This window comes from Deltaproteobacteria bacterium (genome assembly GCA_020848745.1).
GTDB lineage: Bacteria > Desulfobacterota > Binatia > UTPRO1 > UTPRO1 > UTPRO1.
The window spans coordinates 54,845-75,551 of the sequence record JADLHM010000141.1; the positions used below are offsets into that span (position 1 = coordinate 54,845).

A 20,707-nucleotide genomic window follows, 5' to 3' on the forward strand; every position below is an offset into this window, starting at 1 on the left:
GTTTTTCTGTGCGCGTATCACACGACGATCAGGCGGTGGCTCGGCGCTGGCCGTGACGGTGTTGCGTGGACGATCTCTACGGCTTCGCGAATCTGTACCGCTGCTACCGGCGCTGTCGCCGGCACAAGCGCGGCACCGTCAATGCGCTCGCGTTCGAGATCGACGCCGAGGCGAAGCTGCTCGATTTGCAGCGGGCGCTCCGCGACCACAGCTACGTGCCCGGACGTTCGGTCTGCTTCGTCACCGAGGGGCCGAAGCCGCGCGAGGTTTTCGCGGCGGACTTCCGCGATCGCATCGTCCACCACCTGCTGGTCGAGCGGCAGGAGCGCGTCTTCGAGCCGCGCTTCATCCACGACTCGTACGCCTGCCGTCCGGGCAAGGGCACGCTCGCCGCGAGCGATCGGCTCATGCGCTTCCTCCGCCAGCTCACCGCCAACGGCCGGCGGCCCGGCTGGGCCCTGAAGCTCGACGTCGCGAGCTTCTTCGCGTCGATCCACAAGGCGACGCTCTACGAGCTGATCGCGGCGCGCGTCCGCGACCCGGAGCTCCGCTGGCTGACGTGGACGATCCTCTTCCACGACCCGACGCGCGATTATCGCTTCCGCTCGCTCGGCGGGCACGTGCCCGGTCCGGAGACTCCCGGCTACCCGGTGCCGCCGGCGAAGAGCCTCTTTGGCGCCGGCAACGCCCGCGGCCTCCCGATCGGGAACCTCACGAGCCAGTTCTGGGCCAACGTCTATCTCGATGCGCTCGATCAGTTCGTGAAGCGCGAGCTCCGCTGCCGCCGGTACGTCCGCTACGTCGACGACCTCGTGCTGCTGGCCGACGATCCGGAGCGGCTCCGGGGCTGGCATGCGAAGATCGCGGGGTTCCTTGCCGAACGCTTGCACCTCGCCCTGCGGGCCGAGGCGGCGGAGCCGCGGCCGGTGGGCGCGGGCGTCATGTTCGTCGGGTGGCGGACCTGGTGGAGCCACCGCGTGCCGCGGCGCCAGACGCTCGGTAACCTCGCGCGCCGGCTCGCCGGCTTCGAGCGTGTCCTTTGTGAGCCGGCGCTGGCGGGAGCGGCGCGCGCCATCGACCTCGAGCGGCGGGTGCGTCCCGCGGCGCCGCGCGCGGGCCGGCCGGTACGCAGGGTGTCGTCGCAGTTGCAGGCGACGCTTGCGGCCTACGGCGGGCACCTCCGTCACGGCGCCGCCTACGGTCTCTGGCTCCGGATGTGGGAGCGCCATGCGGCCTGGCTGCCGCTAGTGTGTCGCCGCACGGGGTGGCGCGCCGGCGTACGGTGGTCCGCCGCGCCGCGTGCGGTCCCGGCGCGCGGTTCACGCGCGCGACCGCTCGCCCGCGCCTATCGCCATCTGCTGCGGGCGGCGGGCGACGACGTGCTCCTCTTTCTCCAGGTCGGGCGCTACGTCGAGCTCTACGGGCCGCAGCGCGTGCGCGGGGAACGCCTCCTCGGGCTCCGGGCCGTGCACCTGCCGCGCGCGGGGTTCGGGCTCGCGGCGGGGTTCCCGCGGAGCTGTCTCCGCGCGTTCGTCCGCCGCGCGCTCGCTTCAGGCTGGTCGGTGATCCTGGCGGTGGAGCGGCGTTCCGACCGTGCCCCGTGGTCCTTCGAACGTACGCCGGCCAGGCTCTGGGTGTCGCCATACGCGCGGTCGGCCTCAGTGGGCCAAGCGCAGCCGGCGGTGTGGGTCAGCCTCGAGGTGGCCACGGCTTCTTGAGGGCGGTGCCACGCCTGCGGAAAACTCTCGGGCACACGGGACCCTTCGTCGTCGCCCGCATCACCCGCAGGGACCGCACTTGACCGACATCCGTACAGCCTGTACAGCATGGCCCGTGTCGCGAACCCATCGCAAAGGCGTCGAAGAGGCCCGCAACCAGCTGCCTGCGCTGCTCGCGGAGGCTGAGAAAGGGCGCGTCACGATCATCACGCGCCATGGTCGATCGGTTGCCGCGATAGTCCCGGTGGCGCGCGCCATGGGTGTGCCACGCCAAAGATCGCTTGTCGGGTTGACGGGGTCCGGCAAAGGCTTGTGGGGAAAGGGCAGCACCAAGGCCCTGCGCCGCCTGCGTGACGAGTGGAGCCGCTAGACCTTTCGGCCCTGCCGCACGGAGGGCTGGTGCTCGTCGATACGGCCCCGATCGTCTACGTCCTCGAAGCGCATCCGCGGCTCGCCTCTCGGTTCCAACCCCTATTCGATCTCCAGGCGGCGGGGGACATTCTCTTCGCGGTGACGACGACGACCGTTGCGGAGGTCCTGACGGGACCATTGGCCGCTGGCGAGGAGGCGCTGGCACGACGCTATCGCGCCGTGATGGAGTCGTGGCAGGTGATTGACCTGACCACCGATCTCGCGGAGAGCGCAGCGCGTTTCCGGGCGGTCTTGAAGCTGAAGCTCCCCGATGCGATTCAGGTCGCGAGCGCGATCGCAGTCAACGCCGATGCGCTAGTGACGCACGATCGCGACTTTTCGCGCGTAAAGGCGGTGACGATTCTGAGCTGACGGGCCGGCGACCCATTCGCTCTCGGTCGAGGCCGCGAGCACGATCCGCGCACGGGCGCGCCCCGCGAGCTGCTTCGCGATGCCGCTCGTGGACCGGGTCGAATGACCGTTCGCGGCGCCCCGAGGCCTCGGCTATGATGCCGCGTCATGGCGCGCGCACGCACGGTGAAGCGGGTCGGGGTCCTTCGCGGCACGGGACGGTCGGCGAACGTCGGGGCGGGGCGCTCGGCGACGGTCTCGCGCAAGACCAAGGAGACCGCAATCGAGCTCTCCCTGAACGTCGACGGCTCGGGCCGCTACGACATCCAGACCGGCGTTCCGTTCCTGAACCACATGCTCGAGCTCTTCACCCGCCACGGCTTCTTCGACCTCGGCATCCGGGCGACGGGCGACGTCGAGGTCGACGACCACCACACGGTCGAGGACGTCGGTCTTACGCTCGGGCAGGCGTTTCGCCGGGCGCTCGGCGGCAAGGAGGGTATCCGGCGCTTCGGGGAAGCGACGGTGCCGCTCGACGAGGCGCTGATCCAGGTGGTGGTCGATCTGAGCGGCCGGCCGTACCTCGCCTGCGGCGTCAAGACCAAGCAGAGCCGCATCGGCACCTTCGACGTGGAGCTCGTCCACGACTTCCTGCTGGCGTTCGTGAACGAGAGCGGGATGAACCTGCACGTCCGCATGCTCGCGGGACGGAACCCGCATCACATCGTCGAAGCGACCTTCAAAGGCATGGCGCGTGCGCTCGACGCCGCGACCCAGCGCGATCCGCGGGTCCGGGGCGTGCTCTCGACCAAGGGATCGCTTTCCGGATGAACGGCTGGCCCATCGTCGGGTGGGCGACGCTCGTGGTGGCGGCGATCGTCGCCGTGATCCTCGGCACCGTCGGCGCCGCTGAGGCGGGGATCCGGATGGTGCTGCGTGCGACCGCGCGTACGTCGGCGGTGTTCTTCACGCTCGCCTTCGCGGCGTCGGCGCTCCGCCGCCGCTGGCCGAACGCCGCGACGGGCTGGCTCCTGCGCAATCGCCGGCAGCTCGGGGTGTCGTTCGCGGTGTCGCACTTCGTGCACCTCCTCGCGATCTTCGCGCTCGTGGGGTGGACGTGGGCCGGGTTTCGCGCCGCCGTGCCGGCGGGAACCCTCGCCGTCGGCGGGCTTGCCTATACGTTCCTCGTGCTCATGACGCTCACGTCCTTCGACGCGCCGGCCGCTCGGCTCGGGCCGCGCGCGTGGAGGCGTCTGCACACGACCGGCGCCTACTATCTGTGGTTCGTCTTCGCGCAGAATTACTTCGTGGCGGCCACGTTTTCGGCCTTCTACTGGCCGTACGCCGCTCTCGTCGCCGGCGCGATGGCGCTCCGCTGGTTGCCGGCGCCGCGCGCCGCCCGGGCGCCCGTCGACCTGGCGCCGCGGCGGCTGGCCTGACCGCCATGACCATCGCCGTCATCGACTACGAGATGGGGAACCTCCGGAGCGTGCAGAAGGCGCTCGAGCGCGTCGGCGCGGACGCCGTCATCACGCGCGATCCGGACGTCATCATGGGCGCGGCGGCGGCGGTGCTGCCGGGCGTCGGCGCGTTCGGGGCCTGCATGGAGAGCCTCCGGCGTCACGGGCTCGTCGAGCCGGTCAAGATCTTCGCCGCGAGCGGCCGGCCCTTCCTCGGCATCTGCGTCGGCATGCAGATCCTCTTCGAGGAGAGCGAGGAGTTCGGCCCCGTGCGCGGCCTCGGCATCCTGCCGGGCAGGATCGTGCGCTTCACGCCCGACCCCGACGGCAAGCGCAAGGTGCCGCAGATGGGGTGGAACGCGCTCCGCATCGTGAAGCGCGCGCCGCACCTCGCCGGCGTGAAGGACGGCGCCCAGGTCTACTTCGTGCATTCGTACTATCCGGAGCCGGCCGATCCCGAGCTCGTCGCGACGACGACCGACTACGGCTGCACGTTCGCGTCGTCGGTCTGGCAGGACAACGTCTTCGCGACCCAGTTCCACCCCGAGAAGAGCCAGGCGGTCGGGCTCCGTGTCCTCGCCAACTTCGCCGAGATCGCGGGCGAGACCGGCGCCGCCGCCGCGGCGCGCTGAGGTCCCGGACATGCTGGTGATTCCCGCGATCGACCTGAAGGGCGGACGGTGCGTGCGCCTCGTCCAGGGCGACATGGCGCGTGAGACGGTCTACGCCGAGGACCCGGTCGCCGTCGCGCGCGGCTTCGAGGCCGCGGGCGCCGAATGGATCCACGTCGTCGACCTCGACGGCGCCGTCAGCGGCACGCCCGTCAACGAGGAGGCGATCGCCGCCGTGTGTCGCGGCGTCCGAGCCAAGGTGGAAGTCGGCGGCGGCATCCGCGACCTCGCGACGCTCGAGCGCGCGCTCGGCGCGGGGGCGGGGCGGGTCGTGCTCGGGACGGCGGCGCTCGAGGACCCGACGTTCTTCGCGACCGCGTGTCGCCGTCATCCCGGCCGAATCCTCGCCGGCATCGACGCCCGCAAGGGCAAGGTCGCGGTCGCGGGCTGGACCAAGGACAGCGCGACCGACGCGGTGGGGCTCGCGGTCGCGGTGCAGCGTGCGGGCGCTACCGCGATCGTCTTCACCGACATCGCCCGCGACGGGACGGGGGAGGGCGTGAACGCGCCCGCCGTCGACGCGATCGCCGACGCGGTCGACATTCCGGTGATCGCTTCCGGGGGCGTGGCATCGCTCGACGACCTCCGCCGCTTGCGCGCCTTGGCGCGCCGCAACCTCGAGGCCGTGATCGTCGGCCGCGCCATCTACACCGGCGCCGTCGACCTCGCGACGGCGCTGCGGGTCGGCCGCGGCGAGGAACCCTGATGGCGCTCGCCAAGCGCATCATCCCGTGCCTCGACGTGAAGGACGGACGGGTCGTGAAAGGCGTGAACTTCGTCGGGCTCCGCGACGCCGGCGACCCGGTCGAGGTCGCGGCGCGCTACGACCGCGACGAGGCCGACGAGCTGACCTTCCTCGACATCACCGCCTCGCACGAAGCGCGGCCGATCCTGCTCGACGTGGTGTCGCGCACCGCCGAGCGCGTGTTCATGCCGCTCACGGTCGGCGGCGGCGTGCGCGAGATCGCCGACATCCGTGCCCTGCTGAACGCCGGCGCCGACAAGGTCTCGATCAACACCGCCGCCGTGGCGCGTCCGGAGTTCGTCGCCGAGGCGGCCGAGCGCTTCGGAAGCCAGTGCATTGTGGTCGCGATCGACGCGAAGCGGGTGCCCGCGCCGGCAACGGAGACACCGCGCTTCGAGGTGTTCACGCACGGCGGCCGGCGCGCGACCGGACTCGACGCCGTCGCATGGGCGGTGCGCATGGAGCGCGCCGGGGCGGGGGAGATCCTGCTCACCAGCATGGACCGCGACGGGACGCAGGCGGGCTACGACGTGCCGCTCACGCGCGCGGTGAGCCGCGCCGTCGGCGTCCCGGTGATCGCCTCGGGAGGCGTCGGCACGATCGAGCACCTCTACGAGGGGCTCACGGCCGGCGAGGCCGATGCCGTGCTCGCCGCCTCGATCTTCCACTACGGAACTTACACGATCCGCCAGTGCAAGGAGTACCTGCACGCGCGCGGCGTCGACGTCCGCCTCTGACGGTGAGCGCAGCGCCCGCGCACCGCCCCGTCAGTGCGCCTCGAGGAAGCGCTCCGCGTCGATCGCGGCCATGCACCCGGTGCCGGCCGCGGTGATGGCCTGCCGGTACACGCGATCCTGCACGTCGCCGCACGCGAAGACGCCCGCGACGTTCGTCTTCGTCGAGCTCTTCTCGGTGACGAGGTAGCCGTACTCGTCCATCGCGAGCTTGCCCGCGAAGAGCTGCGTGTTGGGCGTGTGGCCGATCGCCATGAACACGCCGTCGGCCGCCATCTTCGTGCGCTTGCCGGTGCGGGTGTCCTTGAGCGTGACGCCGGTGACGCCGTGGCCCTGCGGCTCGCCGTGGATCTCGTCGATCGTGGCGTTCATGATCCACTGGATCTTCGGATTGGCGCGGGCGCGGTCCCGCATGATCTTCGACGCCCGGAGCTCGTCGCGCCGGTGCACGACCGTTACCTTGGCCGCGAACTTCGTGAGGAAGTTGGCCTCCTCCATCGCCGTGTCGCCGCCGCCGACCACCAGCACGTCCTTGTCCTTGAAGAAGAAGCCGTCGCAGGTGGCGCAGGCCGAGACGCCGTAGCCCATGAGCTTCGTCTCGGATGCGATGCCGAGGAGCTTCGCCTGCGCGCCGGTGGCGATGATGAGGGCGTCGCAGGTGAGCGTGCCGTCGGCGAGCGTGACGGTGAACGGCCGCTTCGAGAGGTCGACGCCGGTCACGTCGCCCGAGAGGTAGCGGGTTCCGAAACGCTCCGCCTGCTTGCGGAAGAGCTCCATCAGCTCGGGACCCTGGATGCCGGGTGGAAAGCCGGGGTAGTTCTCGACCTCGGTGGTGATCGTGAGCTGCCCGCCGGGCTGCGTGCCCTCGACGACGAGCGGCTCGAGATTGGCGCGGGCGGCGTAGAGGCCGGCCGTCGATCCGGCCGGACCGGACCCGAGGATCAACACCTTGGCGTGCGTCGGTGTGGTCATCGTGCGACCGTAGTGACCGGCCGACCGGGATGCAAGTTCGGCGGCGGTTGTCATGCGCGCGGGCCGGCAATAGATTCGGCGCCCGCATGGCGGTGCGTCCTCGACTCTCGCATGTCGACGCCGACGGGCGTGCCCGCATGGTGGACGTCGGCGACAAAGCGGTCACGACGCGCGTCGCGGTCGCCGCGGCGACCGTCCGCATGCGGCCCGCGACGCTGCGCCTGATCGCGGCGGGCGGCATGCCGAAGGGCGACGTGCTGGCGGTCGCGCGCCTCGCCGGCGTCATGGCCGCGAAGCGCACCGCCGACCTGATTCCGCTCTGCCACCCGCTCGCGCTCTCGCACGTCGACGTGCGCCTCACGCCCCGGCCTGCGCGCGCGGCGATCGAGGTCGAAGCCACGGTGCGCTGCGAGGGAAGGACCGGCGTCGAGATGGAAGCGCTCACGGCGGCGTCGGTCGCGGCGCTCACCGTCTACGACATGTGCAAGGCGGTCGACCGCGCCATCGAGATCGGCGCCGTTCGCCTGCTCCGCAAGGAGGGTGGGAAGAGCGGAACCTGGATGCGACGCGGCGCCAAGGCGAGAGGCTGAGCCGTGCGCGTCGTGCTGAAGCCCGGACGGGACTTCTCCGTCCGCGCCGGCCATCCATGGGTGTTCTCCGGCGCGATCGCGCGCGTCGAGGGCGAGGACGCTCCCGGCCGTCCGGCGCAAGTGTGCGCCGCCGACGGCCGCGTCCTCGGGTGGGGCACCTGGAATCCCGCGACCAGCATCGCGATCCGCATGATGACGCGCGGCGCGCGCCCGATCGACGCCGCCCTCGTCCACGAGCGGATCGGCCGCGCGCTCGCGCTCAGAACGCTGGTCGCCGACACGGACGCCGTGCGCCTCGTGAACGGAGAGGGTGACGGGCTGCCCGGGCTCGTAGTCGACCGCTACGCGGACTTCGCGGTGTGCCAGTTCCTGACCGCCGGCGCCGATGCGCTCCGCGGCGACGTCGTCGCCGCGCTCGCGGCATCGGCGCCCGTACGGGGGATCTTCGAGCGCAGCGAGGGCAACGTGCGTACCGCGGAAGGCCTCGTGCGGCGCGTCGGCTCGCTGCACGGCGAGGAGCCGCCCGCGGAGGTCGTCATCGCGGAGAGCGGCCGCCGCCACGTCGTCGACGTGCGGGGCGGCCAGAAGACCGGCTTCTTCCTCGACCAGCGTCCGAACCGCGATCTCGTCGGGCGGCTCGCCGCCGGGCGCCGCGTCCTCAACCTCTTCGCCTACAGCGGCGGGTTCTCGATCGCGGCGGCGCGGGGCGGCGCGGTGCACGTCGCCTCGGTCGACAGCTCGGCGGCGGCGCTCGCCCTCGCGGAGGCGGCGTGGCGGCTGAACGGGCTCGCCGACGGTCTCGGCACCTTCGTCCGCGCGGACGTCTTCGAGTACCTGCGCGACGACCGGGCATCCGGCGGCGAGGTGCCGCCGCCCGATCTCGTGGTGCTCGATCCGCCACCCTTCGCGCGCCGGCGCGCCGATCGCGAGCGGGCGCGCGCCGGCTACAAGGACGTCAATCTGCACGCGCTCCGCGCCGCCGCGCCGGGCGCGCTCGTGCTCACGTTCAGCTGTTCGCAGCACGTGGCGGTCGAGGAGTGGGAGGGCGCGGTCGCCGCCGCGGCGATGGACGCCGGACGGGCGTGCCAGTTGCTTGCGCGTCTCGGGCCTGGCATCGACCATCCCCAAGCGCTGGCGCACGCGGAGGGTCGGTACCTGAAGGGCCTCTTGCTACGGACCGAATGATGGACCGGACGGCGAAGACGCTGGCCTCCTTCGGTCTCTGGGCAGTGATCCTGCTCACGTGCCCGCCGCTCTTCGTGATCGCGTTCGCGATCTGGCTCGTGACGGCGCCCTTCGATCGGCGGCTGCGCGTCCTGCACCTGTACTCGTGCGCGTGGGCCTCGCTGTACACGTACGTCTTTCCGTACTGGACGACGACGGTGCGCGATCGAGAGCGCCTGCGCGACGACCGCGCCTACGTCATCGTCTCAAATCATCAGTCGCTGCTCGACATCCTCGTGCTCTTCCGGCTCTACCGGCACTTCAAGTGGGTCTCCAAGGAGGAGATCTTCCGCGTGCCCTTCATCGGCTGGAACATGACCCTCAACCGCTACATCCGCATCCGGCGCGGGGACCGGCAGGATGCGGTCCGGATGATGGCCTCCTGCGGTGCGGCGCTCGAGAGCGGCAGCTCCGTCATGATCTTTCCGGAGGGAACCCGGTCGCTCGACGGCGAGCTGCGCGAGTTCAAGCACGGCGCCTTCACCCTGGCGCTCGGGCACGGCGTGCCGATCCTGCCGATCGTGCTCGACGGTACGCTCGACGCGCTTCCGAAGCACGGCGTCACGCTGCAGAACTCCGCCGACATCGTCATCCAGGTGCTCGATCCCATTGCGGTCGGCGGTTTCGACGACGTCGGCGCGCTCCGCGATCACGTACGGTCCGTCATGGCGGAAGCGCTGCATCGGATCCGCGCGCGGCGCCGCGGCGAGGTGGGGACGCCGTCGCGGCCGGCGCCCCGCGCGGCGCGCTCCGCCTGAGGCGCGCCCGCTACGCGTAGCGATGCGGCGGCCGGCGTGCGGCGCTACGACCGGCGGCATGCCGCATCGTCGATCGCACTCCATCAAGACGTGGCCGGCCTACGAGCGACCGCGCGAGAAGATGCTCGACGCCGGCCCCGAGCGCCTGTCGGACGCGGAGCTCCTCGCCGTGGTCTTTCCAACCGCGGCACGCGGGGCGCCGAACGCCGTCGATCAAGCGCGCGTCTGGCTGGAGCGCCTCGGCTCGCTCCGCGGGCTCGTCGACGCGCCGGTGCGCGCGCTCCGCGCCACGCCCGGGATCGGCGCCGCGCGCGCCGCCACGGTGCAGGCCCTCGGCGAGCTCGCGCGCCGCTACGGGCAGCAACGGCTCGCCCGCGGGACGCCGCTTCGCACGAGCGCCGAGGTCTACCGGCATTGCGGCGAGCGCCTGGCGGCGCTTCGCAAGGAACAGTTCCACGTCATCCTGCTCGACGGCAAGAACCGCCCCCTCAAGGACGTGCGCGTCTCGGAGGGCACGCTCACGGCGTCGCTCGTCCACCCCCGCGAGGTGTTCGTCCCGGTGATCGAGGAGAGCGCGGCCGCCGTTATCCTCGTCCACAACCACCCGAGCGGCGATCCGACGCCGAGCGCGGAGGACATCGCGATCACGCGGCGGCTGCGGGAGGTGGGCGAGCTCATGGGCGTGCAGGTGCTCGACCACGTCATCATCGGGCACGGGCGCTACGTCAGCTTCTCCGACGAGGGGCTCTGAAGAAGGGACGAGGAGTCGTCGCTGGCGGCGGGCGGCGGCGTGCTTCGCGCGGCCAGGCGGACGGACGCTCCGCCCTAGAAGGGGATGTCGTCGTCGTCGGTGGCGGGCGCGCCGCCTCCGCCGCCGCCCATGCCCGCCGCCGGCTCCTCGGGGAATCCCGGGTCGCCGCCGGTGCCGCGACCGCCGCCGCCGCCGAGGAAGCGCACGTTCTGCGCGATGATCTCGGTGATGTAGCGCTTGTTGCCGTCCTTGTCGTCGTAGGTGCGGGTGCGGATCTCGCCCTCGACGAACACCTGGCGGCCCTTGCTCAGGAACTTGCCGCAGTTCTCGCCCTGCTTCCCCCAGACGATGACGTTGTGCCACTCGGTACGCTCCTGGCGCGTACCCTCGTTGTCGTTCCAGCTCGTGGTGGTCGCGAGCGGGAACTTGCAGACGGCGCGGCCGGTGCCGGTGAAGCGGATCTCGGGATCCTTGCCGAGATTGCCGACCAGGATGGCTTTGTTGACCGACATGTGACCTCCGGGGGGCGTGGAACTCGTTGACTGCCGCGACGCTTAACAGCGGCCTCCACGACCGTCAACGACGACGAGTAGCGGCTGCGTTCTGGCGCCGGCGCCGCCTTTGTGGGAGGCTCGCCGAGTGATGGGCGTGGTCGGCGGAGGGTGGCAATGAACGACGACGTATTGCGGATCGTCCCCCTCGGTGGTCTCGGCGAGATCGGCCTCAACATGATGCTGATCGAGTACGGCGAGAGCGCCGTTGCGGTCGACTGCGGCGTCATGTTTCCCGAGCCGTCGATGCTCGGCATCGACCTCGTCATCCCCGACCTCACGTACCTCCGCGAGCGGCCCGACCGCCTGAAGGCCATCCTCTGCACGCACGGGCACGAGGACCACGTCGGCGCGCTCCCGTTCGTGACGCGCGAGCTGCCGGTGCCGACCTACGCGACGCCCTTCGCGCACGCGCTCGTCGCGCAGAAGCTCGAGGAGCACGCGCTCGCGTCGCCGCTCGAGCGCTTCAAGGCGGGCGACACGTGGCGCGTCGGCCCCTTCGAGATCGAGGCGATCCACATCACCCACAGCATCGTCGACGCCGTGGGGCTCGCGATCCGGACGCCGCTCGGCACGATCGTCCATACCGGCGACTTCAAGTTCGACCAGACGCCGCTCGACGGTCTGCCGTCGGACCTGCGCCGCTTCGCGGCGCTCGGCGACGCCGGGGTGCTGGCGTTGCTCTCCGACTCGACCAACGTCGACCGTCCGGGCGTGACGCCTTCGGAGCGCAGCCTGACGGCGCGGTTCGAGGCCACCTTCCAGCGCGCGCGCGGACGCGTGCTCGTGGCGACGTTCGCGTCGCACCTGCACCGCATCCAGCAGGTGCTCGACGTCTCGGCGAAGACCGGGCGGCGGGTCGCCGTCCTCGGCCGCGGCATGGTGCAGAACGTCCAGACCGGTCAGGAGCTCGGCTACCTGCGCGTGCCGTCCGGGCTGATCGTCGATCTCGCGGAGGCGCGCGGCCTGCCGCCCGATCGGGTGACGCTGCTCTCGACCGGGAGCCAGGGCGAGCCGCTCTCGGCGCTCGCGCGGATCGCGATGGACGACCACAAGCAGGTGAAGATCGAGGCCGGCGACACCGTGATCATGTCGTCGCGCATCATCCCGGGAAACGAGAAGCCGATCGGCGACGTCATCAACCACCTGTGCCGTCGCGGCGCCGAGGTGCTGCACGAGCCGCTCGCGGGTCTGCACGTGTCCGGACACGCGAGCCAGTCGGAGCTCCGGCTCATGCTCCAGCTGACGCGTCCCCGCTATTTCGTGCCGGTGCACGGCGAGTACCGCCATCTCGTCCGCCATACCGCGCTCGCCGCCGAGATGGGGGTCGCGCCGTCCGAGTGCTTCCTGCTCGAGGACGGTGACGTCCTCGAGATCGACGCCGCGGGCGCGCGCCGCGCCGAGCCGGTGGCGTCGGGGCGCGTCTTCGTCGACGGCAAAGGCGTCGGCGACGTCGGCGACGTCGTGTTGCGCGATCGTCGGCACCTCTCCGACGGCGGCCTCGTGCTCGCCATCCTCGCCGTGAACCAGCACACCGGCGAGATCATCTCGGGCCCCGACCTCATCTCGCGCGGCTTCGTCTTCGAGGACGACAGCCAGCCGTATTTCGAGCGCGCCAAGGAAGCGGTCCTCGAGGCGCTGGCGGCGCTCGCCCCGGAGTCGCGCACGGTGCCCGCCGAGGTGAAGGAAGAGATGCGGAAGACCCTGCGGCGCTACTTCAAGAAGACGCTCGAGCGGCGGCCCGTGATCCTCCCGGTCGTGATGGAGCTCTGAGCCGCGAGGGCGCCGATGCGCGGCCGGTCCGCGGACGTTCGGGACTTGCGCCTACCGGGCCGTCCGTGACAAGTCTCAAGCGGTCCGTCGCTGGGGGTGGTGGTGGCTGGAAAAGCGGCACGCGTAGCCAAGGGTGGGGTACGGGAGAAGGTCGAGCAGGCGACCGGAACGCTCCGGCGTGAGGTCGAGGCGCTCTTCGCGATCGCCGGAGCCTGCTATCTCGGGCTGAGCTTCCTGAGCTACACGCCCGGTCGGGCGGCAGGGAACGTCGGTGGCCCGGTCGGGCACCTGCTCTCCGATCTCTTCGTCCAGGCATTCGGCCTCGCCGCGTTCCTGATCCCGGCGAGCATCGTCATCGTCGCCATCGTGGTGCTGCGGGGCGGGTCGCTCGCGCTCTCGGTCGTACGCGGGGCGGTGCTGACGGCGGAGCTGCTGCTCGCCGCTACGACCCTCGCCCTGGTGCGCGGCCCGGGCCGCGAGGCGGCGGCGGGCGGTTGGGTCGGTGGTTTCCTCGCGAGCGTGCTGGCCGGGCTCTTCAACTCGCTCGGCGCGTTCCTGATCGTCGCGACCGGTCTCGTCCTCACGACCATGGTCGTGACGGGCGGCTCGCTCGTCGGCGGCATGACCGCCGTGGCGCGTCGCGCGACCGCCACGCGCGGCGCGATCGCCGGTGCGTTCGCGCGCTGGCGCGAACGGCACCGGCCCGACGACGACGAGGACGACGTGGTGGCCCTGCCGCCGCCGCGCGAGCGCCGCGAACGGGAGTCGAGGCCCGAGCGCGGCAAGCGGTCGGCGCTGCCGCCGCCCGAGCCCGCGCCGCCGATCGTGGTGAACGAGCCGGAACCGCGCCCCGCCAAGGCCGGCAAGGGCAGGGCTTCGAAGGCGCTCAAGCAGGAGGAGTTCCACTTCTCGTCGGGGACGGCCCAGTACGAGCTGCCGCCGCTCGGCTTCCTCGACGCGCCCGTCGACGCGGGCGTCCAGATCGACGAGGACTCGCTGATCGCGAGCTCCCGCATCCTGCAATCGAAGCTCGCCGACTTCGGCGTCGACGGGAAGGTCGTCGCCGTCCGACCGGGTCCGGTCATCACGACCTTCGAGTTCGAGCCCGCGGCGGGCGTGAAGGTGAACCGCGTCGTGAACCTCGCCGATGATCTCTCGATGGCGCTCCGCGCCCACAGCGTCCGCATCCTCGCGCCGATCCCCGGGAAGCCCGTCGTCGGCATCGAGGTGTCGAACCCGCGGCGCGAGAAGGTGTGGCTGCGCGACATCATCGCGAGCGACCAGTTCCAGCGCTCCGAGTCGAAGCTCACGCTGGCGCTCGGCAAGGACACGACCGGCAACACCTACGTGTCGGATCTCGGCAGGATGCCGCACCTGCTCATGGCCGGCGCGACCGGAACCGGCAAGTCGGTGTCGCTGAATGCCATGATCATGAGCATCCTCTACGAAGCGTCGCCGCACGACGTGCGCTTCATCATGATCGATCCGAAGATGCTCGAGCTTTCGGTCTACGACAACATCCCGCATCTGCTCGTGCCGGTCGTGACCGATCCGAAGAAGTCGGCCTACGCGCTCGCCAACGTCATGCAGGAGATGGACCGGCGCTATCGGCTCCTCAAGGAGAAGGGCGTCCGCAACATCGACAGCTACAACAAGGCGATCGCGGGCGAGCAGGCCGAGAAGCAGGCCGGGGTGATCGAGCTCACCGAGCCCGAGGATCCCGAAGAGGCCGCGGCGCCCTTCGTGCCGGGGCAGCCGCTCGGCAACCAGCCGCTCGTGCACGAGCACCTGCCGCGCATCGTCATCATCGTGGACGAGCTCGCCGACCTCATGATGACGGTCGGGCGCGAGGTCGAGGAGTCGATCACCAGGCTCGCCCAGAAGGCGCGCGCCGCCGGCATCCACCTGATCCTGGCGACCCAGCGACCGTCGGTCGACGTGATCACCGGCCTCATCAAGGCGAACTTCCCGGCGCGCATCTCGTTCCAGGTGACGTCGCGCATCGATTCACGGACGATCCTCGACGCGCAGGGCAGCGAGCGTCTCCTCGGGGCGGGCGATTGTCTCTTCCTGCCCCCGGGCACGGCGCGGCTCACGCGCGTCCACGGCGCGTTCGTCTCCGACGAGGAGGTCCAGAAGGTCGTCGAGTTCTGGCGCAAGCAGGGCGCGCCGAGCTACCGGATGGAGCTTCTCGAGGGCGGGGAGGACGAGGAGGGCGGCGACGACGAGGACGACGACCTCCATGACGAGATGTACGACATGGCGGTGCGGGTCGTGACCGAGAGCCGCCAGGCGTCGATCTCGTGGCTGCAGCGCAAGCTGCGCGTCGGCTACAATCGCGCCGCGCGCATGATCGAGCGCATGGAGCGCGAAGGCGTGGTGTCGCGTGCCGAGGGCGCGCGTCCGCGCGAAGTGCTGGCCCGGGGCGTCGACGCGGAAGATTGAATCGGTCGGCGCGCTCCCGCCGCGTCGGCCGGAGGCCGCCACGACCGCGCCGCCGCTCGTGGCGGCGCCCGCCGGCGCGACCCGGCTGGCGGCTCCCGCGCCGCGCTGTTAGAGAGCGCCGCATGTCACGCGCCGCCGTCGCCGTCGTGCTCTTGCTCGCGCTCGCTCCGCTGCCGGATCGGGGCGGGGCGGCCCGCGCCGAGACGAGGCCAGGCGGCGCCGCCGCGTGTCCCGACCCGGCGACGATCGTGCGGAAGCTCCAGGAGCGGTACGACGGGACGCGCACGTTCCGCGCGAACGTCCGGCAGGAGATGAAGGTGAAGTCGCTCGACGTGAGCGACGTCTCCGAGGGCACCGTCGTCTTCAAGAAGCCCGGCAAGATGCGTTGGGATTTTCAGACGCCGCGCGCGCAGCAGATCGTTTCCGACGGGGATCTTCTCTGGATCTATCAGCCCGACGACCGCCAGGTGTTGAAGGCGCCGTTTCGCGCCGCCTTCGTGTCGACGACGCCGGTGTCCTTCCTCCTCGGGGTCGGGCGCATCACGGACGACTTCCGGCCGGAGGCCGACGCGCGCGGCTGCACGGCGGAGCGCCTCTACGTGGCGCTCGCGTCAAAGCGTGGCGACGAGGTGGGCGCGCTCGCCTTCGGCGTCGACCCCGCGACCTACGACATCGTCGAGGCGTCCGTCACCGACCCGCTCGGCAACGTGACCACGCTCGGCTTCAGCGCCATCGCGCGGAACGTCGACGTTCCCGACGCGACCTTCGCGTTCACCGTGCCGAGCGGGGTCGACGTGATCACGCCGCCCGGCGCCGCGGCCGCGCCGCCGCCGTAGAGGAGCTCCGTCGTCGATCCGTCGCGATGCGCATGGACGGCGCACTGGCAAGGGGCCGACCGTCTTGCTACGAAGCGCCGCATGCCTTCGTTCGACGTGGTCTCTCGCATCGACCTGCAGGAGGTCGACAACGCGCTCAACCAGACGCGGAAAGAGGTCGCCCAGCGCTACGATCTCAAGGACAGCAAGACCGAGATCGGCTGGGACCAGAAGGAGATCATCGTCACCTCGGCGGACGACTTCAAGGTGAAGGCCGTCGTCGACGTCCTCCAATCGAAGCTCGTCAAACGGAACGTGCCCATCAAGAATCTCGACTACGGAGCGATGGAGCCGGCGCAGGGCGGCCGGGCGCGCCAGAAGATCACGGTGCAGCAGGGCATCGAGACGGAGAAGGCGCGCGAGATCGTCAAGTTCATCAAGGGCACCGGCGTCAAGGCGCAGGCGCAGATCATGGATGACGAGGTGCGGGTGTCGGGGAAGAAGCGCGACGATCTCCAGGACGTGATCGCCAAGCTCCGTGGCGCCGACCTCGGCCTCGCGCTCCAGTTCGTCAACTTCCGCGACTGACGTCGTGGCCGCCCGCTCGGCGCCGCGGTCGCGGCAGCGCCCGCACGTGAAGGACGGCCGCCCCGAGAACACGCACCCGCTGAACCGGGGCGTCTATCAGGACCGCATTCCGCTCTTCGAGTCGTTCCTGCGCTTCGCCGAGGCGTTGGCGCGTTGCTCGCCCGCGGCCGCGCACCGGACGGGCTGCGTGCTCGTGAGCTTCAACCTCGAGCGCGTGCTCGGCGCCGGCTTCTCGGGCGGCGCGGTGAGCGCGCGCGGCGTTGCCGGCAACGCGCGGCCGCGCGACAGCCATCTCCACGCCGAAGAGCACGCCCTCCTCATCGCCGGCGCCGTCGAGAAGGACAAGCTGATGTTCGTCACCGAGGCGCCGTGCCTCCTCTGCGCGGTGCGCGCGATCAACAGCGGCGTGAGCCACGTCTATTACCGCACGACGAGCGCGCGCGGCCGCAAGGGCCTCGATCTCCTGCGCCGCGCGGGCAAGGCGGTGATCCACTACCCGCGCTGGCGGCCGCGCGGCGCGGGGCCGCATCCGCCCGGGCTCGTCGCCGGACGTCTGCCGGTGGCGATGACGCTGCCCGAGGCGTACCAGCGCTTCGCCGAGGCGCTCGCGCTGCGCTCGACGGACGGTTCGCAGAAGGTCGGGTGCGTGGTCGTCTCCGCCGACCTCGAGCGCGTGCTCGGCGTCGGCTACAACGGGGGCGCGGCCGGCATGAATGATCGCGACTTCATCCCGGCCGACCGCAGCGGCTACGTGCACGCCGAGGAGAACGCGCTCCTCAAGGCGGGCGCGATCGAGAAAGACAAGGTCATGTTCCTCACGCACACGCCGTGCGTCATGTGCGCGAAGCGGGCGATCAACAGCGGGGTGGCGCGGGTCCATTGCCGACAGCCGAATCAGCGCGGCGACGCGATGGGCCTGGCGCTGCTCAAGCAGGCCGGCAAGCGGGTCGTGTGGTGGCGGGGCGAGCCGAGGAGGCCGCGGCGATGAGCGTGGCCTTGACCGCCCCGCCGCCGCTCTGAAAGATCGCGTCGATGCTCACCGTCCGCATCACCAGGCGCGACCCGCGCGCGCAGATCCCGGACTACCAGACCGAGGGCTCCGCGGCCTTCGATCTCGCGATCCTCGACGACGCGACGGTGCCGGCACGCGGCCACGCGCTCCTGCCGACGGGACTGGTGATCGGCGTGCCGGCCGACCACGTGTTCCACGTCTACGCGCGGTCCTCGCTCTTCAAGAAGTTCGGGCTCGTGCTGGCCAACGGCGTCGGCGTGATCGACCCCGACTACTGCGGTCCGGACGACGAGGTGCTGATCTCGGTCTGGAACCCCGGCGGCCGCGACGTGCGGGTGCCGGCGGGGACGCGGATCGCGCAGGGCATCGTGTTCCCGCGGCCGCGCGTGCGATGGGTGGTGGCCGAGGCGACCGGTCCCGGGCGCGGAGGCTTCGGCTCGACGGGCCACTGAGGAGGGGACGCGGAGCGTGCAGGCGTATCTCGACATCGTCCGGCGCATCCTCGCGGAGGGCGAGCGCAAGCCGACGCGCACCGGCGTCGACACGATCGCGATCGCCGGCGCGACCTTCGAGCACGACATGGCGAAGGGCTTCCCGCTGCTCACCACCAAGCGGACGCCGTTCCGGCTCGTCGCGACCGAGCTCGAATTCTTCGTGCGCGGCATCACCGACAAGCGTTGGCTCCAGGCCCGCGACAACCACATCTGGGACGAGTGGGCGCATCCGCGAAAAGCCGCCTACGGACACGACGAAGCCGCGAAGCGGCGCATGCGCGAAGAGCCGGACCTCGGGCCGATCTACGGCTTCCAGTGGCGTCACTTCGGCGCGGCCTACGTGGACCACGAGGCCGACTACGCCGGACGCGGGGTCGACCAGCTGCGCGGCGTCGTCGACACCCTGAGATCGAATCCCGACGATCGCCGCATGATCGTGAGCGCGTGGAATCCGCAGCAACTCGGCGAACAAGGGCTACCACCGTGCCATTTCGTGTTCCAGGTGACGGTGATCGGGGGCAGGCTCAATCTGCTCTGGAACCAGCGCTCGGTCGACGTCCCGCTCGGCCTGCCGTTCAACATCGCGAGCTACGGGCTGCTGCTGCATCTGCTCGCGAAGGAGGCGGGCCTCAGGGAAGGGACGCTCATCGGCTTCCTCGCCGACACGCACGTCTACGTGAACCAGATCGACGGCGTCCGCGAGCAGCTGACGCGCGACCCCGAGCGCTATCCGCTGCCGCGTGTCGTGACCGGGCCGTTCACCTCGATCTGGGACTGGACGGCCGAGCACAGCCGCGTCGAGGGCTACGAGAGCTACCCGAAGATCGACTTCCCGATCGCGGTCTGAGGCCATGATCACGATCGTGGCGGCGGTCGCGCGCAACGGGTGCATCGGCAGGGACGGCGGCCTGCCGTGGCGCATCGCCGAGGACATGAAGCGCTATCGGGCGATCACGATGGGCAAGGTCGTCGTGATGGGTCGCCGGACCTGGGAGTCGATCCCGGAGCGCTTCCGCCCCCTGCCGGGCCGCACCAACGTCGTCGTGACGCGCCAGGCCGGCTATCCGCTGCCGGCGGGCGTCGAGCGCTTCGGGTCGCTCGCGGAGGCGCTCGCGGCGCACGCCGGCGACGCCGTCGTCGTCAACGGCGGCGGCGCGGTGTACGCCGAGGCGATGGAACGTGCCGACGTGCTCGACCTGACTCACGTGCACCGCGAGGTCGCCGGGGACACGTTCTTTCCGGCGATCGATCCGTCGGTCTGGAAGGAGACGGCGCGGGAGGACCACGAGGGGTTCTCCTTCGTCACCTACCGGCGCAGATGAGCGGCGTCTTCGTCGTCGTCGACGGCACCGACGGATCGGGGAAGGGCACCCAGACGACCCGGCTCGAGCGGCGCCTGCGCGCCGAAGGGCGAGACGTCGTGCTCGTCGACTTCCCGCGCTACGGCGCGCCGTCGGCCTACTTCGTCGAGCGCTACCTGCACGGCGAGTACGGCGACCTCGCCGGCGTCGACGCGTATCGCGCCTCCATGTTCTACGCGCTCGACCGCTTCGATGCGTCGTTCGAGATCCGGGCGGCGCTGGCGCGCGGCGCGATCGTGATCTCGAACCGTTACGTCTCGGCCAACAAGGGGCACCAGATGGCGAAGCTCGCCGACCCCGGCGAGCGCGAGCGGTTTCTCGCCTGGCTGAACCATCTCGAGTACGGGCTGCTCGGGATTCCGAAGCCCGACCTCACCATTCTGCTCCACGTGCCCGCCGACGTCGGGTTCGAGCTCGTGGCCCGGAAGGACGAGCGCGCCTACCTGCGGGGCAAGGTGCGCGACATCCACGAGGACGACCGCGCGCATCTGCGGGCGGCGGAAGCCGCTTACCTGGAGCTCGTCACGCTCGACCGGAGCGAACGGTGGGAGTCCGTCGACTGCATGGAGGACGGGCGGCTGCTCGCGATCGAGGAGGTGGAGCGCCGGGTGTGGGCGCTCGTGGCGCCGCTCGTCGGCGCCGCGCCGGCAAGCCGGCCATAGCCGTACGCTGATATTCCGCGATGTTCGCGTTTTCGGCTCCGAGAGTTGACACCGTGGGTACCAGCCCTTACCATCCGCCGCCTTTCGAGGAGACCATGCGCAAAGCCTTCCTGAAAACCGCTCGCGAAACACTCGAAACCATGAAGCGGCAGTTGCTCGCCGAGATCCAACAGGACCTCAAGCAGGGCCGCGAATCGTCCAAGGACGAGGGCATGGACACCTACGATCTCGCCAGCGAGGAGCGCGAGCGCGAGATCAACTTCATCCTCACCGACCGCGATCGCGGCAAGCTCCAGGCGATCGAGGACGCGCTCGACCGCATCGCGGAAGGATCCTACGGGATCTGCGAGAGCTGCGAGCAGGAGGTCGCCGAGGGGCGGCTCCAGGCGATGCCGTTCACCCGCCTCTGCGTGCAATGTCAGGCCGACCGGGAGACGGAGGCCAAGCAGAACCGGCGTGGGGATGACGATCGCGCGTATCGGCGGCTCGGCGCCACCGACCTCGACGAAGAAGGTCAGTAAAAGTCCGTGGCACCGCAGGTCGCTGAAAACGGCCGGTCTGCGTCGGTGCGCGGTCGACTCGCTTGTGCGGCGTAGCTCCGTGCCGGTCGCGTAACGCCTC

The 20,707-nt window shown here is 70.8% G+C and carries 24 protein-coding genes; 22 read left to right on the plus strand and 2 right to left on the minus strand.

Going from position 1 to position 20,707, the window contains the following annotated elements; translation table 11 throughout:
• Positions 1-65 precede the first annotated feature (65 nt).
• The 8 genes from IT293_20130 to hisF all read left to right on the plus strand — a co-directional run bounded on the left by IT293_20130 (position 66) and on the right by hisF (position 6,093).
• Positions 66-1,718 carry a hypothetical protein gene (locus IT293_20130; protein ID MCC6766970.1) on the plus strand — a complete coding sequence of 551 codons (1,653 nt, stop codon included), beginning with the start codon at positions 66-68 and terminating at the stop codon, positions 1,716-1,718.
• A 115-nt stretch (positions 1,719-1,833) separates the two neighbouring features.
• Positions 1,834-2,088: a type II toxin-antitoxin system Phd/YefM family antitoxin gene (locus IT293_20135; GenBank protein MCC6766971.1), complete on the plus strand. Its 255-nt coding sequence runs from the start codon at positions 1,834-1,836 to the stop codon at positions 2,086-2,088.
• Entirely contained in the window at positions 2,076-2,501 is a 426-nt protein-coding gene (locus IT293_20140) for a PIN domain-containing protein (protein MCC6766972.1), read from the plus strand. Before IT293_20135 ends, IT293_20140 begins: the two co-directional genes overlap by 13 nt.
• A gap of 147 nt (positions 2,502-2,648) precedes the next feature.
• Entirely contained in the window at positions 2,649-3,311 is a 663-nt protein-coding gene (hisB, locus tag IT293_20145) for an imidazoleglycerol-phosphate dehydratase HisB (GenBank protein ID MCC6766973.1), read from the plus strand.
• Positions 3,308-3,919, plus strand: coding sequence for a hypothetical protein (locus tag IT293_20150; GenBank protein ID MCC6766974.1), 612 nt, complete (start codon positions 3,308-3,310; stop codon positions 3,917-3,919). Before hisB ends, IT293_20150 begins: the two co-directional genes overlap by 4 nt.
• Before the next feature lie 5 nt (positions 3,920-3,924).
• Positions 3,925-4,572, plus strand: a complete 648-nt coding sequence (gene hisH, locus IT293_20155) for an imidazole glycerol phosphate synthase subunit HisH (GenBank protein MCC6766975.1) — start codon at positions 3,925-3,927, stop codon at positions 4,570-4,572.
• A 10-nt stretch (positions 4,573-4,582) separates the two neighbouring features.
• The gene (hisA, locus tag IT293_20160) at positions 4,583-5,317 is read left to right on the plus strand and encodes a 1-(5-phosphoribosyl)-5-[(5-phosphoribosylamino)methylideneamino]imidazole-4-carboxamide isomerase (GenBank protein MCC6766976.1); all 735 of its coding nucleotides are present in this window, start codon (positions 4,583-4,585) and stop codon (positions 5,315-5,317) included.
• Positions 5,317-6,093, plus strand: a complete 777-nt coding sequence (gene hisF / locus IT293_20165) for an imidazole glycerol phosphate synthase subunit HisF (GenBank protein ID MCC6766977.1) — start codon at positions 5,317-5,319, stop codon at positions 6,091-6,093. The genes hisA and hisF overlap by 1 nt, the downstream gene beginning before the upstream one ends.
• Before the next feature lie 30 nt (positions 6,094-6,123).
• On the opposite strand, the gene trxB is transcribed toward hisF, so the two are convergent.
• On the minus strand, positions 6,124-7,062 hold the full coding sequence (gene trxB, locus IT293_20170; GenBank protein MCC6766978.1) for a thioredoxin-disulfide reductase: 939 nt from the start codon (positions 7,060-7,062) through the stop codon (positions 6,124-6,126).
• 86 nt (positions 7,063-7,148) lie between these two features.
• Between trxB and moaC the strand changes: the two genes are divergently transcribed.
• From moaC to radC, 4 genes are read left to right on the plus strand one after another with little or no spacing between them, the layout of a single operon-like run.
• Complete coding sequence (gene moaC / locus IT293_20175) at positions 7,149-7,652, plus strand: cyclic pyranopterin monophosphate synthase MoaC (protein MCC6766979.1); 504 nt, start codon at positions 7,149-7,151, stop codon at positions 7,650-7,652.
• 3 nt (positions 7,653-7,655) lie between these two features.
• The gene (locus IT293_20180; protein MCC6766980.1) at positions 7,656-8,837 is read left to right on the plus strand and encodes a class I SAM-dependent rRNA methyltransferase; all 1,182 of its coding nucleotides are present in this window, start codon (positions 7,656-7,658) and stop codon (positions 8,835-8,837) included.
• Positions 8,837-9,634, plus strand: a complete 798-nt coding sequence (locus IT293_20185; protein MCC6766981.1) for a 1-acyl-sn-glycerol-3-phosphate acyltransferase — start codon at positions 8,837-8,839, stop codon at positions 9,632-9,634. Before IT293_20180 ends, IT293_20185 begins: the two co-directional genes overlap by 1 nt.
• A 58-nt stretch (positions 9,635-9,692) precedes the next feature.
• Positions 9,693-10,385 carry a DNA repair protein RadC gene (radC, locus tag IT293_20190; protein ID MCC6766982.1) on the plus strand — a complete coding sequence of 231 codons (693 nt, stop codon included), beginning with the start codon at positions 9,693-9,695 and terminating at the stop codon, positions 10,383-10,385.
• A 74-nt stretch (positions 10,386-10,459) separates the two neighbouring features.
• On the opposite strand, the gene IT293_20195 is transcribed toward radC, so the two are convergent.
• Complete coding sequence (locus IT293_20195; protein ID MCC6766983.1) at positions 10,460-10,897, minus strand: single-stranded DNA-binding protein; 438 nt, start codon at positions 10,895-10,897, stop codon at positions 10,460-10,462.
• Positions 10,898-11,053: 156 nt separating this feature from the next.
• On the opposite strand from IT293_20195, the gene IT293_20200 reads away from it, so the two are divergent.
• The 10 genes from IT293_20200 (at position 11,054) to IT293_20245 (ending at position 20,607) form a co-directional block, all read left to right on the plus strand.
• A complete protein-coding gene (locus tag IT293_20200) occupies positions 11,054-12,709 on the plus strand; it encodes a ribonuclease J (GenBank protein ID MCC6766984.1) in 1,656 nt (551 codons plus the stop codon).
• 102 nt (positions 12,710-12,811) lie between these two features.
• Entirely contained in the window at positions 12,812-15,154 is a 2,343-nt protein-coding gene (locus IT293_20205) for a DNA translocase FtsK 4TM domain-containing protein (GenBank protein ID MCC6766985.1), read from the plus strand.
• Between the two features lie 122 nt (positions 15,155-15,276).
• The gene (locus IT293_20210; protein ID MCC6766986.1) at positions 15,277-15,990 is read left to right on the plus strand and encodes an outer membrane lipoprotein carrier protein LolA; all 714 of its coding nucleotides are present in this window, start codon (positions 15,277-15,279) and stop codon (positions 15,988-15,990) included.
• 81 nt (positions 15,991-16,071) lie between these two features.
• Complete coding sequence (locus tag IT293_20215) at positions 16,072-16,557, plus strand: YajQ family cyclic di-GMP-binding protein (protein ID MCC6766987.1); 486 nt, start codon at positions 16,072-16,074, stop codon at positions 16,555-16,557.
• A gap of 4 nt (positions 16,558-16,561) precedes the next feature.
• Positions 16,562-17,545: a hypothetical protein gene (locus IT293_20220; GenBank protein ID MCC6766988.1), complete on the plus strand. Its 984-nt coding sequence runs from the start codon at positions 16,562-16,564 to the stop codon at positions 17,543-17,545.
• Positions 17,546-17,589: 44 nt separating this feature from the next.
• Positions 17,590-18,021 (plus strand): dUTP diphosphatase, encoded by a 432-nt coding sequence (locus IT293_20225; protein ID MCC6766989.1) that lies wholly within the window; start codon positions 17,590-17,592, stop codon positions 18,019-18,021.
• Between the two features lie 16 nt (positions 18,022-18,037).
• Positions 18,038-18,910: a thymidylate synthase gene (gene thyA, locus IT293_20230; GenBank protein MCC6766990.1), complete on the plus strand. Its 873-nt coding sequence runs from the start codon at positions 18,038-18,040 to the stop codon at positions 18,908-18,910.
• Between the two features lie 4 nt (positions 18,911-18,914).
• On the plus strand, positions 18,915-19,385 hold the full coding sequence (locus IT293_20235) for a dihydrofolate reductase (GenBank protein MCC6766991.1): 471 nt from the start codon (positions 18,915-18,917) through the stop codon (positions 19,383-19,385).
• Positions 19,382-20,086 carry a thymidylate kinase gene (locus IT293_20240; GenBank protein ID MCC6766992.1) on the plus strand — a complete coding sequence of 235 codons (705 nt, stop codon included), beginning with the start codon at positions 19,382-19,384 and terminating at the stop codon, positions 20,084-20,086. Before IT293_20235 ends, IT293_20240 begins: the two co-directional genes overlap by 4 nt.
• A 95-nt stretch (positions 20,087-20,181) precedes the next feature.
• On the plus strand, positions 20,182-20,607 hold the full coding sequence (locus tag IT293_20245; protein MCC6766993.1) for a TraR/DksA family transcriptional regulator: 426 nt from the start codon (positions 20,182-20,184) through the stop codon (positions 20,605-20,607).
• The last annotated feature ends 100 nt before the right edge of the window (positions 20,608-20,707 follow it).

Excerpts from the sequence above, each read along its gene's own strand:
- hisB (MCC6766973.1), top strand. The coding sequence starts at position 2,649 with ATGGCGCGCGCACGCACGGTGAAGCGGGTCGGGGTCCTTCGCGGCACG.
- IT293_20150 (MCC6766974.1), top strand. The coding sequence starts at position 3,308 with ATGAACGGCTGGCCCATCGTCGGGTGGGCGACGCTCGTGGTGGCGGCG.
- hisH (MCC6766975.1), top strand. The coding sequence starts at position 3,925 with ATGACCATCGCCGTCATCGACTACGAGATGGGGAACCTCCGGAGCGTG.
- hisA (MCC6766976.1), top strand. The coding sequence starts at position 4,583 with ATGCTGGTGATTCCCGCGATCGACCTGAAGGGCGGACGGTGCGTGCGC.
- hisF (MCC6766977.1), top strand. The coding sequence starts at position 5,317 with ATGGCGCTCGCCAAGCGCATCATCCCGTGCCTCGACGTGAAGGACGGA.
- trxB (MCC6766978.1), bottom strand. The coding sequence starts at position 7,062 with ATGACCACACCGACGCACGCCAAGGTGTTGATCCTCGGGTCCGGTCCG.
- moaC (MCC6766979.1), top strand. The coding sequence starts at position 7,149 with ATGGCGGTGCGTCCTCGACTCTCGCATGTCGACGCCGACGGGCGTGCC.
- IT293_20185 (MCC6766981.1), top strand. The coding sequence starts at position 8,837 with ATGGACCGGACGGCGAAGACGCTGGCCTCCTTCGGTCTCTGGGCAGTG.
- radC (MCC6766982.1), top strand. The coding sequence starts at position 9,693 with ATGCCGCATCGTCGATCGCACTCCATCAAGACGTGGCCGGCCTACGAG.
- IT293_20195 (MCC6766983.1), bottom strand. The coding sequence starts at position 10,897 with ATGTCGGTCAACAAAGCCATCCTGGTCGGCAATCTCGGCAAGGATCCC.
- IT293_20200 (MCC6766984.1), top strand. The coding sequence starts at position 11,054 with ATGAACGACGACGTATTGCGGATCGTCCCCCTCGGTGGTCTCGGCGAG.
- IT293_20210 (MCC6766986.1), top strand. The coding sequence starts at position 15,277 with ATGTCACGCGCCGCCGTCGCCGTCGTGCTCTTGCTCGCGCTCGCTCCG.
- IT293_20215 (MCC6766987.1), top strand. The coding sequence starts at position 16,072 with ATGCCTTCGTTCGACGTGGTCTCTCGCATCGACCTGCAGGAGGTCGAC.
- IT293_20225 (MCC6766989.1), top strand. The coding sequence starts at position 17,590 with ATGCTCACCGTCCGCATCACCAGGCGCGACCCGCGCGCGCAGATCCCG.
- IT293_20235 (MCC6766991.1), top strand. The coding sequence starts at position 18,915 with ATGATCACGATCGTGGCGGCGGTCGCGCGCAACGGGTGCATCGGCAGG.
- IT293_20240 (MCC6766992.1), top strand. The coding sequence starts at position 19,382 with ATGAGCGGCGTCTTCGTCGTCGTCGACGGCACCGACGGATCGGGGAAG.
- IT293_20245 (MCC6766993.1), top strand. The coding sequence starts at position 20,182 with ATGCGCAAAGCCTTCCTGAAAACCGCTCGCGAAACACTCGAAACCATG.